The organism is Microbacterium hibisci (assembly GCF_015278255.1).
Taxonomy (GTDB): Bacteria; Actinomycetota; Actinomycetes; order Actinomycetales; family Microbacteriaceae; genus Microbacterium; species Microbacterium hibisci.
This window is the reverse complement of the sequence record NZ_JADIJC010000002.1, coordinates 490290-507676: the sequence shown is the minus strand read 5'-3', so window position 1 is coordinate 507676 and position 17387 is coordinate 490290. Positions and strand designations below refer to the sequence as shown.

Annotated in this window: 17 protein-coding genes; 6 read left to right on the top strand and 11 right to left on the bottom strand. The window is 72.0% G+C overall.

The window, feature by feature from the left end; translation table 11 throughout:
* Positions 1–85: 85 nt before the first annotated feature.
* The 3 genes from aceB (at position 86) to IM770_RS06365 (ending at position 3864) form a co-directional block, all read left to right on the top strand.
* Entirely contained in the window at positions 86–1726 is a 1641-nt protein-coding gene (gene aceB / locus IM770_RS06375; protein WP_203580399.1) for a malate synthase A, read from the top strand.
* 120 nt (positions 1727–1846) lie between these two features.
* A complete protein-coding gene (locus IM770_RS06370) occupies positions 1847–3442 on the top strand; it encodes an isocitrate lyase (RefSeq protein WP_203580289.1) in 1596 nt (531 codons plus the stop codon).
* Between the two features lie 101 nt (positions 3443–3543).
* On the top strand, positions 3544–3864 hold the full coding sequence (locus IM770_RS06365; protein ID WP_203580288.1) for a hypothetical protein: 321 nt from the start codon (positions 3544–3546) through the stop codon (positions 3862–3864).
* A 10-nt stretch (positions 3865–3874) separates the two neighbouring features.
* Here the strand turns inward: IM770_RS06365 and IM770_RS06360 are convergent, their stop codons facing one another.
* From IM770_RS06360 to IM770_RS06340, 5 genes are all read right to left on the bottom strand, one after another.
* On the bottom strand, positions 3875–4507 hold the full coding sequence (locus IM770_RS06360; RefSeq protein WP_203580287.1) for a response regulator: 633 nt from the start codon (positions 4505–4507) through the stop codon (positions 3875–3877).
* Positions 4504–5772: a sensor histidine kinase gene (locus IM770_RS06355; protein WP_203580286.1), complete on the bottom strand. Its 1269-nt coding sequence runs from the start codon at positions 5770–5772 to the stop codon at positions 4504–4506. The genes IM770_RS06360 and IM770_RS06355 overlap by 4 nt, the downstream gene beginning before the upstream one ends.
* Positions 5773–5874: 102 nt before the next feature.
* The gene (locus IM770_RS06350) at positions 5875–6762 is read right to left on the bottom strand and encodes an ABC transporter permease (RefSeq protein WP_203580285.1); all 888 of its coding nucleotides are present in this window, start codon (positions 6760–6762) and stop codon (positions 5875–5877) included.
* Positions 6759–7691 carry an ABC transporter ATP-binding protein gene (locus IM770_RS06345; protein WP_203580284.1) on the bottom strand — a complete coding sequence of 311 codons (933 nt, stop codon included), beginning with the start codon at positions 7689–7691 and terminating at the stop codon, positions 6759–6761. The genes IM770_RS06350 and IM770_RS06345 overlap by 4 nt, the downstream gene beginning before the upstream one ends.
* Before the next feature lie 109 nt (positions 7692–7800).
* The gene (locus IM770_RS06340) at positions 7801–8151 is read right to left on the bottom strand and encodes a hypothetical protein (RefSeq protein ID WP_203580283.1); all 351 of its coding nucleotides are present in this window, start codon (positions 8149–8151) and stop codon (positions 7801–7803) included.
* Between the two features lie 149 nt (positions 8152–8300).
* Between IM770_RS06340 and IM770_RS06335 the strand changes: the two genes are divergently transcribed.
* Together IM770_RS06335 and IM770_RS06330 are read left to right on the top strand one after the other, a co-directional pair.
* Positions 8301–9503, top strand: coding sequence for a pyridoxal phosphate-dependent aminotransferase (locus IM770_RS06335; protein WP_203580282.1), 1203 nt, complete (start codon positions 8301–8303; stop codon positions 9501–9503).
* Between the two features lie 117 nt (positions 9504–9620).
* Positions 9621–9797 (top strand): hypothetical protein, encoded by a 177-nt coding sequence (locus IM770_RS06330; RefSeq protein WP_203580281.1) that lies wholly within the window; start codon positions 9621–9623, stop codon positions 9795–9797.
* A 24-nt stretch (positions 9798–9821) separates the two neighbouring features.
* Here the strand turns inward: IM770_RS06330 and IM770_RS06325 are convergent, their stop codons facing one another.
* The 6 genes from IM770_RS06325 to IM770_RS06300 form a co-directional block, all read right to left on the bottom strand.
* Entirely contained in the window at positions 9822–10958 is a 1137-nt protein-coding gene (locus tag IM770_RS06325; RefSeq protein WP_203580280.1) for a UDP-N-acetylmuramate dehydrogenase, read from the bottom strand.
* A gap of 3 nt (positions 10959–10961) precedes the next feature.
* Positions 10962–11393 carry a MaoC/PaaZ C-terminal domain-containing protein gene (locus IM770_RS06320; RefSeq protein ID WP_203580279.1) on the bottom strand — a complete coding sequence of 144 codons (432 nt, stop codon included), beginning with the start codon at positions 11391–11393 and terminating at the stop codon, positions 10962–10964.
* Positions 11390–11839 (bottom strand): FAS1-like dehydratase domain-containing protein, encoded by a 450-nt coding sequence (locus IM770_RS06315; protein WP_203580278.1) that lies wholly within the window; start codon positions 11837–11839, stop codon positions 11390–11392. The genes IM770_RS06320 and IM770_RS06315 overlap by 4 nt, the downstream gene beginning before the upstream one ends.
* A gap of 9 nt (positions 11840–11848) precedes the next feature.
* Entirely contained in the window at positions 11849–12724 is an 876-nt protein-coding gene (locus IM770_RS06310; RefSeq protein ID WP_203580277.1) for a sulfite exporter TauE/SafE family protein, read from the bottom strand.
* Positions 12721–13548 (bottom strand): DUF2510 domain-containing protein, encoded by an 828-nt coding sequence (locus IM770_RS06305; protein WP_203580276.1) that lies wholly within the window; start codon positions 13546–13548, stop codon positions 12721–12723. Before IM770_RS06305 ends, IM770_RS06310 begins: the two co-directional genes overlap by 4 nt.
* A 64-nt stretch (positions 13549–13612) precedes the next feature.
* The gene (locus IM770_RS06300; protein ID WP_203580275.1) at positions 13613–15850 is read right to left on the bottom strand and encodes a heavy metal translocating P-type ATPase; all 2238 of its coding nucleotides are present in this window, start codon (positions 15848–15850) and stop codon (positions 13613–13615) included.
* 154 nt (positions 15851–16004) lie between these two features.
* Here IM770_RS06300 and IM770_RS18160 point away from each other — a divergent pair, with 154 nt between their 5' ends.
* Positions 16005–17387 carry an alpha/beta fold hydrolase gene (locus tag IM770_RS18160; RefSeq protein ID WP_307785385.1) on the top strand — a complete coding sequence of 461 codons (1383 nt, stop codon included), beginning with the start codon at positions 16005–16007 and terminating at the stop codon, positions 17385–17387.

Genomic DNA, 17387 nt, shown 5'->3' with positions numbered 1-17387 from the left:
CGCACACGCCGGGTGGAGGCATCCCTCACCTCACGCACATCGCTCACAGGAAGACAGGGACATGACACCTGCGACCGCCACCCCGATGCGTACGCGCACCGGGGCCATCCCCACCCTGACCCACGACCCCTCGATCGAGGTCGCCGGACGCATCGGTCCCCGATACGACGAGATCCTCACGCCCGACGCACTGGCGTTCCTCACCGAACTGCACCACCGCTTCGGCGCCCGCCGTCACGACCGGCTGGCCGACCGCCTGCGCCGCCGCTTCGAGATCGGCAACGGGCACGACCCGCAGTTCCGCGACGACACCCGGCACATCCGCGAGGACGCCGAGTGGCAGGTCGCCGGCGCCGGCCCCGGCCTCGAAGACCGCCGCGTCGAGATCACGGGTCCGACCGACCCGAAGATGACGATCAACGCGCTCAACTCCGGCGCGAAGGTGTGGCTCGCCGACCAGGAGGACGCCACCAGCCCGACCTGGAAGAACGTCATCGAGGGCCAGCTGAGCCTGCGCGACGCCATCCGCGGCGAGCTGTCGTTCACCAGCCCCGAAGGCAAGCGCTACGAGGTCACGGCCACCGAGACGCCGACGATCGTGATGCGCCCGCGCGGCTGGCACCTGCCCGAGCAGCACATCAGCTTCACCGACCGCACCGGCCGCACGATGGCCGCGTCGGGTTCACTGGTGGACTTCGGGCTGTACTTCTTCCACAACGCGAAGGCCCTGATCGCGAACGGCCGCGGCCCCTACTTCTACATCGCGAAGCTCGAGTCGAGCGAAGAGGCGAAGCTGTGGGACGACGTCTTCACCTTCAGCGAGCGGCACCTCGACCTGCCGCACGGCACCATCCGCGCGACGGTGCTCATCGAGACCCTGCCCGCGGCGTTCGAGATGGAGGAGATCCTCTTCGAGCTGCGCGACCACTGCGCGGGCCTGAACGCCGGCCGCTGGGACTACATCTTCTCGATCATCAAGAACTACCGCGGCCGCGGGGCGCGCTTCGTGCTGCCGGACCGCAGCGAGGTCACGATGACCGTGCCGTTCATGCGCTCGTACACCGAGCTGCTGGTGAAGACGTGCCACAAGCGCGGCGCCTTCGCGATCGGCGGCATGAGCGCGTTCATCCCGAACCGCCGCGACCCCGAGGTGACCCAGCGCGCGTTCGAGAAGGTGGCCGCCGACAAGAAGCGCGAGGCCGGCGACGGCTTCGACGGCACGTGGGTCGCCCACCCCGACCTGATCCCGGTGGCGCGCGCGGAGTTCGACGCGGTGCTCGGAGACCGGCCCAACCAGCTCGACCGTCAGCGGCCCGAGGTCGAGGTGAAGGCCGCCGACCTCATCGACGTCCACATCGGCCGCCCGATCACCGCGGCCGGCGTGCACGGCAACGTGTCGGTGGCGATCCGGTACATCGAGGCGTGGCTGCGCGGCCTCGGCGCGGTGGCGATCGACAACCTGATGGAGGATGCCGCCACCGCCGAGATCTCGCGCTCGCAGGTGTGGCAGTGGATCCATCAGGACCAGACGACCGAAGGCGGCACGCCGATCACGCGCGAGTACGTCGAGGGCCTGATCGACCAGGTGCTCACCGAGGCGGACCGCCGCGACGGCGATCGGTTCGACGACGCGGCCGGGATCTTCCGCGACGTCGCGCTCGGCCAGGAGTTCCCGGCCTTCCTGACCCTGCCCGCGTACTCCCGCTTCCTGACGGAGACCGACTGACGAGGCATCCGTCATCCATGTCCCGATTTCCACCGCAGGCGACCCGCTGAGCGGTGGAGATCGGGACATGGGGACCGGTTTTCGGGACACGAACACACCCCACTACGAAGGACACACGACATGACCGCCTACCAGGACGACATCGACGCCATCCGGACCCTCAAGGAGCAGCACGGCTCCAGCTGGGACTCCATCGACCCCGAGTCCGTCGCCCGCATGCGGGCGCAGAACCGGTTCCGCACCGGACTCGAGATCGCCCAGTACACGGCCGACATCATGCGCCGCGACATGGCCGAGTACGACGCCGACTCCTCGGTCTACACCCAGTCGCTCGGCGTGTGGCACGGCTTCATCGGGCAGCAGAAGCTCATCTCGATCAAGAAGCACCTCAAATCCACGAACAAGCGCTACCTGTACCTGTCTGGCTGGATGGTCGCCGCGCTCCGTTCGGAGTTCGGTCCGCTCCCGGATCAGTCCATGCACGAGAAGACCTCGGTGCCGGCGCTCATCGAGGAGCTGTACACCTTCCTCCGCCAGGCCGACGCCCGCGAGCTCGACCTGCTCTTCACGCAGCTCGACCAGGCGCGGGCGGCGGGCGACGAGACCGCGGCCGAGTTCCTCCAGTCCCAGATCGACAACCACGAGACCCACGTGGTGCCGATCATCGCCGACATCGACGCCGGCTTCGGCAACCCCGAGGCCACCTACCTGCTCGCGAAGAAGATGATCGAGGCGGGCGCGTGCGCCATCCAGATCGAGAACCAGGTGTCGGACGAGAAGCAGTGCGGCCACCAGGACGGCAAGGTCACCGTCCCGCACGAGGACTTCATCGCCAAGCTCAACGCGGTGCGCTACGCGTTCCTCGAGCTCGGCATCGACAACGGCGTCATCGTGGCGCGCACCGACTCGCTGGGCGCCGGCCTCACGCAGAAGCTCGCGGTGACCCACCGGCCCGGCGACCTCGGCGACCAGTACAACGCCTTCCTCGACGCGGACGAGATCTCGGACGCGGAGCTCAGCAACGGCGACGTCGTCATCAAGCGCGACGGCAAGCTGCTGCGCCCGAAGCGACTGCCGAGCAACCTGTACCAGTTCCGCGCCGGCACCGGTGAGGAGCGCGTCGTGCTCGACTGCATCACGTCGCTGCGCAACGGCGCCGACCTGCTGTGGATCGAGACCGAGAAGCCGCACGTCGAGCAGATCGCCGGCATGGTCGACGCCATCCGTGAAGAGATCCCGAACGCCAAGCTGGTGTACAACAACAGTCCGTCGTTCAACTGGACGCTCAACTTCCGCCAGCAGGCCTACGACCTGCTCGCAGAGCGCGGCGAGGACGTCTCGGCCTACGACCGCGGCGACCTGATGAGCGTGGAGTACGACGACACCGAGCTCGCGCGGCTGGCCGACGAGAAGATCCGCACCTTCCAGCGCGACGGGTCGGCCCGCGCCGGCATCTTCCACCACCTCATCACCCTGCCGACATACCACACGGCGGCGCTCTCGACCGACACGCTCGCCAAGGGCTACTTCGGCGACGAGGGCATGCTCGCCTACGTCAGGGGCGTGCAGCGCCGCGAGATCCGCGAGGGCATCGCCACGGTGAAGCACCAGAACATGGCCGGCAGCGACATCGGCGACAACCACAAGGAGTACTTCGCCGGCGACGCGGCCCTCAAGGCCGGTGGACAGCACAACACGATGAACCAGTTCGGCTGAGCCGGATCGATTCAGGGCAGCGAGCGGATGCCGCGGCCCGGCCCACAGCGCCGGGTCGCGGCATCCGTCATGTCCGTCGGCGTCGACCCTAGGCTGAGGGCATGGCCTCCCCCTCGCCCCTCGACGCCCGCCGACGCGCGGGAGCGCTGACGTGCGGCTGGATCGCGCTCGCGGGCATCGGGCTGCTGCTCGGGTCGCTCGTGCTCATCGAGCTCACGGTGACCGGCGCCACCAGCATGGTCGGGGTGCTCCCGATGGTGGGGATCTTCGTCACATGGTGGATCTGGCTGATCCTCGGAATCACAGCGGCCGCGCTGGGTGCGGGTGCGTCCCGCCCGGCGCTTCCCGTCAGCCTCGGCGTCGCGGCGTGCGTGCTGAGCTTCATCGGCTTCCTCTGGGTCGCCGGTGGCATGTCGCGCTGAGCGGCGTCTCTCAGCTCAGCAGGCCGCGCTCCATCGCGAGGGTCACCGCGCGGGTGCGGTCGGCGACGCCCAGCTTGTCGAACACCTTCAGCAGGTGCGTCTTGACGGTCGACTCCCCGATCCCGAGCGTGACGGCGATCTGCTTGTTGCTGTGCCCCGTCGCGACGAGCCGCAGCACGTCGAGCTCGCGCGCGGTGAGCACGGTCTCGGGCTCGGGCCGCCGCATCCGCTCGACGAGGCGCACCGCCACCTGCGGCGACAGCGCCGACTGGCCCGCGGCGACCGACCGGATGCCGGCGACGATCTCGGCCTGCGGGGCCGCCTTGAGGAGGTAGCCCGAGGCTCCCGCCTCGATCGCCGCGAGGATCTGGTCGTCGGACTCGTACGTGGTGAGGATCAGCACGCGCGGCGGCGGGCTGCCGGCCTCGCCGCCGACCAGCCGGATCGTCGCCGCCACGCCGTCGACGCCGGGCATGCGGAGGTCCATCAGGACCACGTCCGGGCGCGTGGCGGCTGCCAGCCGCACGGCTTCGTCGCCGTCGGACGCCTCGGCCACGACTTCGAAGCCGGGCTCGTCCGACAGCAGGCCGGAGAGGCCGGCGCGCACCACCGGATGGTCGTCGGCGATCAGCAGGCGGATCACGCCGGGGCTCCCTTCGTCGGCAGATCGGTGGCTACCGGCTGTCCGGGCGCGAGCGCGACCGGCCCTGCCGTCGCCGCCTCCGCCGCGTCGGCGCCGGACTCGGTCGATCCCGGCAGCCGCACGGTCACGGTCGTCCCCCGCCCCGGCGTCGAAGACACGTCGAGCGTGCCCCCGGCGAGCGCCACGCGACCGCTCATGCCCTCCAGCCCGAAACCGGTGCTGCCCTGTGACGGGTCGAAGCCCCGCCCGTCATCGCTCACGAGGAGAGCGGCCGCGCCGTCGGCGCCGACCTCCACGCGCACCGCGACGTTCGCGGCGGCCGCGTGCTTGGTCACGTTCGACAGCGCCTCCTGCAGGCACCGCAGCAGCACCACCTGCGCCTCGCGATCGAGCTCGCCGGCCACGGCGTCGGCGTCCAGCGCGATACGCGTCGTGCCGTGCTCACGGAACCGTGCGACCAGCCGCTCCACCGCCGCCCCGAAGGCCGGCTCGCCGGGGACCGCCGCGGTGCGGGCCACGAGAGCCCGCGATTCGGCGAGCGCGTCGCGCGCGACCTGCTCGACCGTGGCGATCGTCGCGGCCGCGGCATCCGTCTGTCCTTCTCTCGACTGCCGCCCCGCCCGCTCGGCGAAGATGACGAGTCCTGCCAGCGTCTGCGCGAGCGTGTCGTGGATGTCGCGGGCGAGGCGCTCGCGCTCGGCCGAGGCGCCCCGCTCCCGGCTGAGTGCCTCGACCTCGCTCTGCGCCGCCGTCAGCTCGGCGAGGAGCCGCTCGCGCTCTTCGCCGTATTCGGCGATGCGGGCGATCCACAGCCCGATGGCGATCGCGAACGAGAGGGAGAAGACGGCGGTGGTCCCGCCGGCGAGAAGGGAGTCCACGGTCGGGCCGTAGCCGAAGCTCGCGCCGACGAAGACGCTCGCGGCGATGACCGCCGACCCGCCGACGCCACGGCGCCGCGAATCGCCGATGACCCACACCAAGGGATACGCGAGCGTCTGCAGCATCGCCATGAACGGCGCCGCCCCTGCGCCGACGCCTGCGGCGACGGCCGCGACCGACAGGAATGCCGGGTACCGCCAGGCGGCCCGCGGCGGCTCGATCGCGTCGCGGCCGATGAGGGCGTAGCCGAGCACGAACAGCCCGATCGCTCCGAGCGCGATCACGGTGCGGGCTGTGCCGGCCGGCGGGAACAGGAAGACGAGGGCGATCGCGATGACGGCCGACACGATCGACACGATCGCGTCCCAGCCGCGTCTCGTCAGCATCGTCCCCTCATCCCTTCCGTCTCGGCCCCGGCGCCCGGTCGCCGGCGCACGCGCGCCACCGGGGCCGGAAGCCGCCGGGCGCGGCCCTGCCCCACCGGCAGGCTACGCGTCGCGCCGGATCCACCGGAAGGTGAGCCGCGACAGCACGAGTCCCACGACGAGCCACACGCCCAGGGCGATCGCCACGCCGGCGAGGTTCCACTCGCCGTTCTGCTCGAGCGCCGCGTACTCGTCCGGCAGGAAGACCGCGCGCATGCCCTGCGCCATCCACTTCAGCGGGAACAGCCCCGCGAGGTTCTGCAGCCACTCCGGCAGCTGCGAGAACGTGAGGTAGACCCCCGACACGAACTGCAGGGCGAGCGCGATCGGCACGACCACTGCCGTCGCGCTCTTGGCCGTGCGCGGCACCGACGACAGCGCCACTCCGAGGAGTGCCGACGTCGTGATCCCGAGCACGAACACCCAGGCGAACGTCGTCCAGCTCTCGACCGAGGTGGGCAGCTCGACGTCGAGCACGGTCACGGCGAACAGCAGCAGCAGCGCGGCCTGCAGCACCCCCGTGACGAGCACCTGCCCGATCTTGCCGATGAAGTAACTGACCGGCGAGAGCGGTGTGCCGCCCAGGCGCTTCAGCATGCCCTCCCCGCGCTCCACCGCGATGTCCATCGCGAGGTTCTGGAATCCCGACAGCAGGAGGCCCGCCGCCAGCATGCCCGGCAGGTACAGCTCGGCCATCGAGATCGCCGGCACGCCCGGCGCGACCTGCACGTCGCCGTCGGAGCCGAACGCGACGCTGAACAGCCCGAGCATGAAGATCGGGAAGAGGAACGTGAAGAACAGGGTGTCGCCCGAGCGGAAGTACTGCACCAGCTCGAAGCGCGCGCGCCAGAGTCCGACGGCCAGCAGGTTCCGTCGACGAGCGGATGAACGGATGCCGCGACCCGCGGTGGCGCTCCGCTCACGCGGCGTCCGGTCGGTGGTGACGCTCATCGCTCCGCTCCCTTCGCCGCGGCGCCCCCGCCGGCGCGCCCCGCGGCGCCCTCGCCGGCGCGCCCCGCGCCGCCCTCGCCGCTCTCGTCGGCCTCTGCGACGAGCCCCAGATAGATGTCCTCGAGGCTCGGCCTCACGATCTCGAGGTCGGCGGGCGCGCGACCCAGCCGCGCGGCCAGTGCCGTCGCGAAGGCGAAGGGGTCGTCGGAGCGCTCCTGACGCGGCATCCCGTCCTCCGCCCACTTGACGATCGGCACGCGCGCAGCCTCGCCGCCGAAGCCCGCCACGGGGCCGATCGCCTGCAGCCGGCCGGCGGCGATGACGGCCACGCGGTCGGCGAGCTGAGCCGCCTCGTCGAGGTAGTGCGTGGTGAGCACGATGGTCGTGCCCTCGGCCTGCAGCCGGCGGATGAGGTCCCAGAACTCGCGTCGGGCGTGCGGGTCGAAGCCCGTGGTGGGCTCGTCGAGGAAGAGCAGCTCGGGACGTCCGATGATGCCCAGGGCCACATCGACGCGGCGCTGCTGGCCGCCCGAGAGCTTCGAGATGCGGGTCTTCGACTGGGCCTCGAGTCCCACCGCCGCGATCACCTCGTCGACGTCGCGCGGATCCGGATAGAAGCCGGCGAACTGCCGCAGCTGCTCGCGCACCGTCACGAGCCCCGACTGCCCCGTGGACTGCAGGACGATGCCCAGGCGCGCCTTCCAGTCGAGGCCGCCGGTGCCCGGGTCGACGCCGAGCACGTCGACGTCGCCGCCGCTTCTGCGCCGATACCCCTCGAGGATCTCGACCGTCGTCGACTTGCCGGCGCCGTTCGGGCCGAGGAGCGCGAAGGTCTCGCCCCGCTCGATCTCGAACGACACCCCGTCGACCACGGCCCGGTCGCCGTATGTCTTGCGCAGGTTCCGCACCCGCACCGCCTGAGTCTGCATGCTTCCAGCCTGGCGGTGAACGGATGCCGCACCCAGCGGTCATCCGCAGGAGGAGGCATCCCCCATTCGGTGGATGCCGCGGTCCGCCGAGACGCCGGCGGAGATTCGGTCAGAGGCTGCGGATCCGGCCGGAGGCGATCGAGGACGGCACGACCACGGCGCCGGATGCGGCATCCGCTCGCTCCTCGGCACGCAGCTGCCGCTGCCCGCGGATGCCGCCCGCGAGCGCCCACGCGAGCAGCCAGACACCGGAGACCACCGTGACGATGAAGGCGACCCGCAGGCCGGTGTCGAGGTCGAGCAGCACCGCGAGGCTGATGAGCGCCACGACGCCGCCGATGACGGCGCCCGCCGCGCCGATCATCGTGAGCACGCAGCCGCGCGCCAGCCACCAGGCGATGCCGCCGGCCCCGATCAGCACGACCGCCAGCACGACGGCTCCCCAGACCCATTCGTCCACGAGCGACAGGGTACTCCCGCGGAGGGCCGGCGGGGAATGGCCGCCGCGCCGGACGGTCCGTCCCCCGCGCGGCGGATCCCGCACGGTCGCAGGCAACGGGTGCGTGATCGGCGGCTGACCGCACGGCGCGCGCCGACTACGCTCGAAGCGTGACAGAACGCGCACCGCTCTCCCGCAAACTCTCCGCCATCGCCGAGTCAGCGACCCTCAAGGTCGATGCCAAGGCGAAGGCGCTGCAGGCCGCCGGCCGGCCCGTCATCTCGTACGCGGCGGGCGAGCCCGATTTCGCCACCCCGCAGTTCATCGTCGACGCGGCGGACGTGGCGCTGAGCGACCCGGCGAACTTCCGCTACACCCCCGCGGCCGGCCTTCCGGTGCTGCGCGAGGCGATCGCCGCGAAGACGCTCCGCGATTCCGGGATCGAGGTCGACCCGTCGCAGATCATCGTCACCAACGGCGGCAAGCAGGCCGTGTACCAGGCCTTCCAGACCGTGGTGAACCCCGGCGACGAGGTGCTGCTTCCGGCCCCGTACTGGACCACCTACCCCGAGGCCATCGCGCTGGCCGACGGCGTGCCGGTCGAGGTGTTCGCCGGCGCCGACCAGGACTACAAGGTGACCGTCGCGCAGCTCGAGGCCGCGCGCACCGACCGCACGACCGCGCTGGTGTTCGTGTCGCCGTCGAACCCCACCGGCTCGGTCTACACGCTCGAAGAGACCACCGCGATCGGCGAGTGGGCGGTCGAGCACGGCATCTGGGTCATCTCCGACGAGATCTACCAGAACCTCGTCTACGAGGGCGCGCGTGCGGTCTCGATCGTGGAGGCGGTGCCGGATGCCGCAGCCCAGACGATCCTCGTCAACGGGGTGGCGAAGACCTATGCGATGACCGGCTGGCGGCTGGGCTGGATGGTGGGGCCGAAGGACGCCATCAAGATCGCCGGCAACCTGCAGTCGCACCTCTGCTCGAACGTCAACAACATCGCGCAGCGCGCGGCGCTGGCCGCCCTCACCGGCCCGCAGGACGAGGTCGAGCAGATGCGCCTCGCGTTCGACCGCCGCCGGCGCACCATCGTCGCCGAGCTGTCGAAGATCGACGGCGTCGAGGTGCCCAACCCGCTCGGCGCGTTCTACGCGTACCCCGACGTGCGCGGCCTCCTCGGCCGCGAGTGGGCGGGGAAGACGCCGACGACCTCGCTGGAGCTCGCCGACCTCATCCTCGAAGAGGCCGAGGTCGCCGTGGTGCCCGGCGAGGCCTTCGGCCCCTCCGGGTACCTTCGCCTGTCGTACGCGCTGGGCGACGATGCGCTCCTCGAGGGCGTCCAGCGCCTGCAGCGCCTCTTCGCCTCCTGACCCGACGCGCCTCACGGAACGCGGATGCCCCGGCCCGGGGCATCCGCGTTCCGTCTTTCGTCGATTCGACCCTGTCCCGTTCGTCGTCCCCGTTGAGGATGAACGAAGGGATGATCCATGGGACGACGACTGGCCATCGTGATGGAACTGGCTGCGGCGCTGGCGAACCTGGCGCCCGCGCATCGCGCGAACCTGCTCGGGCACGCCGGCCAGGGGTGTCGGGACGACCCCGAGCGTTTCGTCTCGTCGCTGCGCTCCTCGCTCGACGACCGAGACCACGGCACCGGTCGTTGAGCGAGCGAAGCGAGACGAAGCGGGCTAGAGCTCGACGTTCAGCAGCACGGGCTCGGGCTGGAGGATCAGGCCGAACTCGGACTGCACGCGCCCCTGGATGAACCGGGCGAGTTCGGCCAGTTCGGCCGCGGTGGCGCTGCCGCGGTTGGTGAGCGCGAGCGCGTGCTTGGTCGACAGGCCCGCGCGCGATCGCGGCAGCCGGAAGCCCTTGCGCACGCCGGCGTGCTCGATCAGCCACCCGGCACTGACCTTGACGTCGGACGGCACGGTCGTCGGCGGCGGCACGTAGCCGTCGAAGTTCGCCAGGGGAATGACGAGCACCGGGTCGAGGTCGGGGTGCACGGGCCAGCGCGGGCACGCGTCGGGGAGCGTGCGGGCGAAGGATGCCGACACCACCGCGTTCTGGAAGAACGACCCCGCGCTGTACGTGTCGGGGTCGTCGCCGTCGAGCACCATGCCCTTGCTGCGGCGGGTCTCGAGGATGCGGTCGCGGACCCACGCGAGGGTGGCCTCGTCTTCGGGTCCCAGGCGCAGCGCGGTGCGGAGCTGGTCGCCGGCGATCCGGCGCGCGCCGGGCCCGATCTCGGGCAGGTCGAGGGTGACCGTGAGGATCACCGCGCGACGGGTGGGCACCGAGCCGTAGTGGTGCTTCAGCACCGAGGTGCGGAAGCCGAGCCCGAGCTCGGCCGCCGGCACCGTCGAGACGTCGCCGGTCGACTCGTCGAGGAGCTCGACCTCGCTGAGGGTCTGCACGATCTCCTGGCCGTAGGCGCCGATGTTCTGCACGGGAGCCGCGCCGACCGTCCCGGGGATGCCCGACATCGCCTCCAGGCCGCCGAGGCCCTCGGCCACCGCGAAGGCGACGAGGTCGTCCCAGTCGTGCCCCGCCTGCACGCGCAGGCGCGCGCGTCCCGGCATGGGTGACGGCATCCGTTCGATGCCCTTCGTCAGCACGCGCACGACGGTGCCGTCGAACGGGTCGTCGCCGACGAAGAGGTTGGAGCCGCCGCCCAGCACGAGCCAGTCGTCGCCCGACGCCCAGACGTCGCGCAGGGCATCGACGAGCTCGTCGGTCGTGTGCGCGTCGACCATGCGCGCGGGGACGCCGCCGGTGCGCAGCGTGGTGAGCCGCGAGAGCGGTACGGGAGTGACTTCGGGCATGCGTCAGACGGTCCGGACGCGCACCTGCGCCTTGACGAGCACCGTGGCGCCCTCGTACGAGACGGTGAGGTCGATGCGGGCGGACTCGTCGTCGACGGCGCCGACCTTCGCGACGACGGTCACGTCGGCGCCCTTGTCGGGGTCGACCACGACGGGCTTGGTGAACCGCACGCCGTAGTCGAGGATGCGGCCGGTGTCGCCGAGCCACGGCGTGAGCGTGCCCACGGCCAGGCCCATGGTGAGCATGCCGTGGGCGAGCACACCGGGAAGGCCCACGGCGGCGGCGACGTCGTCGCGGTAGTGGATCGGGTTGAAGTCGCCCGACGCGCCGGCGTAGCGCACCAGCGACTCGCGCGTGAGATGCACGGTGCGCTCGGCGACCACGTCGCCGACGGTGAGCGGACCGGTCGCAGAGCCCGTCGAAGCGGCGCTCATGCGTCCCCCTCCCCTACGAGCAGGACGGACGTCGCGGTCACGACGTGCGCGCCCGCGGCATCCGTGATCTCGGACTCGCTCGTGACCATCGCCGCGGCGCCCATGGCACGGATGCCGGTGACCGCCAGCTTGGCGGTCAGCTCGTCGCCCGCCACGATCGGCCGGGTGTAGCGGAACTTCTGCTCGGCGTGCAGCACGTTCTGCAGGACGATGCCCGAGTCGGGCTCGGCGAGGAGCTGCTGCAGCGTGGCGTCGGTGACGACGATCGCGAACGTCGGCGGCGCGACGACGTCGGCGTAGCCGAGGGCCCCGGCGGCCGAGGGGTCGGTGTGCTGCGGGTCGTCGGCGAAGACGGCGCGCGCGAACTCGCGCACCTTCTCGCGACCCACGAGGTAGGGGGCCGTCGGCGGGAAGTCTCGGCCGACGAGCTCGGGGTTCACTGGCACCAGGCCATCCTACCGAGCGGGCGGTGTCCGCTCCCCGGACGGCCGGTCGTCGCCGACCGGCCCGCCGCCAGCCGGTCCGGCCGGCCGCGCACGGCCTCGCCAGGCGCGCAGCCCCATCTGCACCGCGATGATGACCAGGTACGCGGCGAACAGCACGTTCGCGACGAAGGGGTCGAGGAGGGTCGCCGCCCACGCGCCGAGCGCCGTCGTGGTGCACGCCGCGAGGCCCACGATCGCCGCCGCGACGAGGTCGACGTTGCGACGGCGCAGGTTGCCGATCGTGCCCGACACCGCAGTCGGGATCATCATGAGCAGCGAGGTGCCCTTGGCCACCAGGTCGCTGGTGCCGAAGAGCACCATGAGCGCCGGCACGACGATGATGCCTCCGCCGACGCCGATGAGACCCGACAGGATGCCGGTGGCCACGCCGAGCACGACCAGCCCGGCACCGTTGAGCCAGGTGAGGACGAGCTCCGCGTCGCGCGACGGGATCACGATGAAGAGGCTCACGATCACCGCGACGAGGAAGCCGACGAACGACCATCGCAGCACGGTGAGCGACAGCCGCGGCAGCAGCCACGTGCCGATCTGGGCTCCGACGACGGCTCCGGCCGCGAGCAGCAGCGCCGGGATCCAGGCCACCGAGCCGTGCACGGCGTACGAGATCACCCCGACGGCCGCGGTCGGCACGATCGCCGCGAGCGAGGTGCCCGCGGCCAGACGCTGATCGAAGTGGAGGAACAGCACGAGGAAGGGCACGATGACCGTGCCGCCCCCGACGCCGAAGAGCCCCGAGAGGACGCCCGCCAGCAGCCCGATCCCCACGCAGGTGACGTAGAACCGGGTGCTGCGCGGCGGAAGCGCGGCCGTTTCGGGCCGGCTCATTCGGCGGCGATGTCGTCGATCAGCCACGTTCCGTCGGAGGCGATGACGGTGTACTGGTAGACAGCCGACCCGGGCGTGGGCTCGATCGGCTGCCCGTCCGCGTCCAGCAGCTGCGTGAACGTCTCGTTCGTGGCCACCAGGATCACGTCGTCGATGGTCTCCACGTCCGCGATCTGCACCGTATAGTCCTCGACGCCCGCGCCGAACGACACCGTCTGGTCTTCGAACGCGGCGCAGTCGGTGAGGCCCTGGTCCGTCCGGAAGTCCTCGGTCGTCGCGGACGCCAGCGCGTCGCAGTCCCCGTTCTGCCAGGCGTCGTCATAGCGCTCGACGGCGGTGACAGCCGCACGCTCGTCGTCGGTCTGCGCGACGCCGCCGGCGGTGGTCGCCGACAGGAACAGCAAGGGGATGACGACGGCCGCCGCGATCACGATGCCGAGCAGCACCACGCCGAGCACGACCCACAGGATCCACAGCCTCGACTTGCGCGGCTCGGTCGCGGCGGTGAAGCCGCCTCCCGCGGACGGGCCGGGATAGGGTCCCCCCGGGTGTCCCGGCTGCGCGGCGTACTGCTGCGCGGCGAGATGCGCCGGCTGCGAGGGGACCTCGGGCTGCGACGCCCCACCGGGCGCGGCGTCGCCCGCGGCGGCCACGGGCGCCGGCGCGGCCTGCTGCTCGAACCCGAGCTGGGCGACGATCTCGGCCTCCGTGGGTGCCGGCGACGGCTCGGGGTCGGGCTGAGCGACGTGCTCGGTCCACTGCGCCCCGTCCCACCAGCGCAGCGCGCCGTGTCCGTCGTCGTACCAGCCGGGAGGAGTCGTCATGCTCAAACCCTATCCCCGCGCACGGTCACCGACGGGGGGACGGATGCCGCGACCCCGCGCGAGCTCAGCGCTCGAGCACCGCCCGCGCGCTGCGCTCCGGTGTCAGATCGAGCCGCCGCAGCAGCTGCGCGTTGAGCGCCACGACGACGGTGGACAGCGACATGAGGATCGCGCCGACCGACATCGGCAGCACGAACCCGATCGGGGCGAGCACCCCCGCCGCGAGCGGCACCGAGACGAGGTTGTACCCGGCCGCCCACCACAGGTTCTGCGTCATCTTGCGGTAGCTCGCCCGCGACAGCTCGATGACCGAGAGCACGGAGCGCGGATCGCTCGAGGCGAGGATCACCCCGGCGGACCCGATCGCCACGTCGGTTCCGGCGCCGATCGCGATGCCGACGTCGGCCCGGGCGAGCGCGGGCGCGTCGTTCACGCCGTCCCCGACCATGGCCACCTTGAGGCCCTCGCCCTGCAGCTCGGCGACCTTCCGCTCCTTGTCCTCCGGACGCACACCGGCGAAGACGCGACGGATGCCGAGCGCCTGGGCGACCGAGCGGGCCACGGGTTCGGCATCCCCGGTGATCATCACGACCTCGACGCCCAGCTTGTGGAGCGCGTCGACCGCCTCGCGCGACTCGGGCCGGATCTCGTCCGCGAGCGCGAGCCCGCCGATGACCTCGCCGTCGCGCACGACGTGCAGCACGATCGAGCCCTGCTCGCGCCAGCTCTCGGCGGCCGCGACGTCGGTGGCGCCGATCTCATCGACGAGGCGGGGCCCGCCGACCCGGATCACGCGGCCGGCGACGGTCGCCGTCACGCCGACCGCGGGCGAGGACCGGAAGCCGCCGGCGGTGCTCACGGGCAGACCGCGCTCCTGCGCGGCCCGGACGATCGCGCGCGCGAGCGGGTGCTCGCTGTCGGCTTCGGCCGCGGCGGCGAGCGCGAGCACGTCGTCGGCGTCGAGTCCGCCGACCGCCGATACGTCGACGACCGTCGGCTCGCCCCTGGTGAGCGTGCCGGTCTTGTCGAACAGCACGGCGTCGATCGTGCGCATGCTCTCCAGCGCCAGGCGGTCCTTGACGAGCACGCCGCCCCGGGCCGCCCGCTCGGTGGCGATCGACACGACGAGCGGGATCGCGAGCCCCAGGGCGTGGGGGCACGCGATCACGAGCACCGTGATCGTTCGCACGACGGCTTCATCCGGCATCTCGACGGCGCTCCACACGATCGCCGTGACGACGGCGGCGCCCAGGGCGAACCAGAACAGCCAGCCCGCGGCGCGGTCGGCGAGTCGCTGCGCACGCGACGTCGAGTTCTGCGCGTCGGCGACGAGACGCTGGATGCCGGCGAGCGTGGTGTCGTCGCCGGTCGCGGTCACCTCGACCCGCAGCCCGGAGTCGGTCGCCACCGTGCCGGCGGTGACCTGGTCGCCCACCCCCCGCGCGACGGGCCGGGACTCCCCCGTGACCATCGACTCGTCCATGTCGGCAGCACCGTCGACGACGCGGCCGTCGGCCGGCACGCTCGCGCCGGGGCGCACCACCACGACGTCGCCCACGCGCAGTGCGGAGGGGGCGACGATCACGATGCGGTCGCCCTCGACCCGCTCGGCCTCGTCCGGCAGGAGCGCGGCGAGCGAATCGAGCGCCGACGTCGTCTGCGCGAGCGAGCGCATCTCGATCCAGTGGCCGAGCAGCATGATCACGATCAGGAGCGCCAGCTCCCACCAGAACTCGAGCTCGTGGTGCAGCAGGCCGAGGCTCGCGCCCCACGAGGCGAAGAAGGCCACCGTGATCGCGAGGCCGATGAGCAGCATCATGCCGGGCTTGCGTGCGCGCAGCTCCGACACGGCGCCCGTCAGGAACGGCCGGCCGCCCCAGAAGTACATGACGGTGCCGAGCACCGGCGAGACCCACGGCACCCACGGCGCGTCGGGCAGCGTGTACCCGAGGACCATCGCGAACATCCCCGAGAACGCCACGACCGGCACCGCGAGCACGAGGTTGATCCAGAAGAGCCGCCGGAAGGCGGCGACGTGATCGGCGCCGTGCCCCACGTGGCCGGCGTGGGCGGTGTGATCGGCGTGCGCGCCGTTCCGCGCGGCGTGGTCGGCGTGCGGGTCGGAAGCGGTCCGGCCGCCGGGGGCGTCATGCCGGGCGTCGCGGTGACCCGAGGCGTGGGCGTCGTGACCCGCGTGTGCGTCATGCTCGGCGTGCCCGTCATGCCCGGCGTCGCCGTCGGTGCGCGCGGCCCGGTCGTTCGCGGCGACCCCTGCTCTCTGGTCGTGATGCGGATCGGTCACGGCGTCTCCTCGTCGAACGATGGCTCTGTTATACCCCCCCGGGGTACCATCCACAACCGTGGTCGGAGTGGGCGTATTCCCTCGGCCCGGGAGGCGGTGGCGGATGTCGGCGGCCGGGGCCACACTGACAGCACGCGGGCACGGAGGAGCAGAGATGGACATCATCCTCGTCGCAGGTCTCTGGATGGGCGGGTGGGCCTGGTACGAGGTGGCACCCGCGCTCGAGCGGGCCGGCCACCGACCTGTGCCGCTCACGCTTCCGGGCATGGAGTCTGCCGACGCCGATCGATCGCGCATCCAGCTCGCGGATCACGTCGAGGCCGTGGTGGCCGCCATCGACGCCGCCCCCGGCGAGCAGGTGATCCTGGTGGGCCACTCCGCCGGCGCGGGCATCGTCTACGCGGCAGCCGACGCCCGGCCTGACCGCGTCGCGCGCCTGATCCTCATCGGCGGATTCCCGACGGCGGACGGCGATCCGCTGCTGCGTGGGTACGAACCGCGGGGCGCCGACCTGCCCCTGCCGGACTGGGCCGACTTCGACGAGGCCGACCTCCGGGATCTCGGCGACGGCGGCATGACCGCGTTCCGTGCATACGCCGTCCCGTCTCCGGCGGGAGTGGTCACCGGCATCCAGCATCTCCATGACGACCGCCGTCACGACATCCCGGTGACGGCCGTCGCGTCCGAGTACTCCGTCGCGGATCTGCAGAGCTGGATCGCGGCGGGGGCCGAGCCGGTGCAGGAGTTCACGCGGCTCACCGATGTGACGTACGTGGATCTGCCGACGGGCCACTGGCCGCAGCTGACCCAGCCGCATGAGCTCGCGCGGGTGATCCTCGCGCAGCCGCCGCTCGGCGACGGCACGATCCAGCGCGAGGCCGAGACGATCAGCGCCGCCGCGTTCCATGCGTCGGCGGGGGTCGAGGACTGGCGGGTGCTGTACTGGGGCGCCCACGCCTTCTTCCGCGCGGACTCGCTGTCGCACGGCGCGCGGCTCGTGGCCGCGATCGTCGCGATCGCCGAGGAGCAGGGCCACTTCCCCGACATCGACCTGCGCCCCGAGGGGGTCTTCGTGAAGAGCTTCAGTCGTCGGGACGGCGGGCTCAGCCGAGCGGATGCCGAGCTCGCGGCATCCGTCTCCCGCGCGGCGCGCGAGCTCGGCCTCGAAGCCGACCCGTCGGCGCTGACCGTCATCGGCATCGCCGTCGCGCAGGGTCCCGAGGCCCACGTGCGTCCGTTCTGGACCGCCGCGCTGGGCTACGAACCGCTCGGCGCCGACGACGCCGTCGATCCGCTGCGGCGCAACCCGCACGTATGGTTCCACCCGCTGGAGCCGGCGAAGTCGGGGCGCGGGCGGACCCACGTCGACATCTCGGTGCCGCGCGACCAGGTCGACGCGCGGGTCGCGGCCGCGCTCGCGGCGGGCGGGCGGCTGGCCGACGACTCGCACGCGCCGGAGTGGTGGACGCTCACCTCACCCGACAACCACGGGGTCGACATCCTGGCCTGGACGGACGACTCCGACGACACCCGCTGA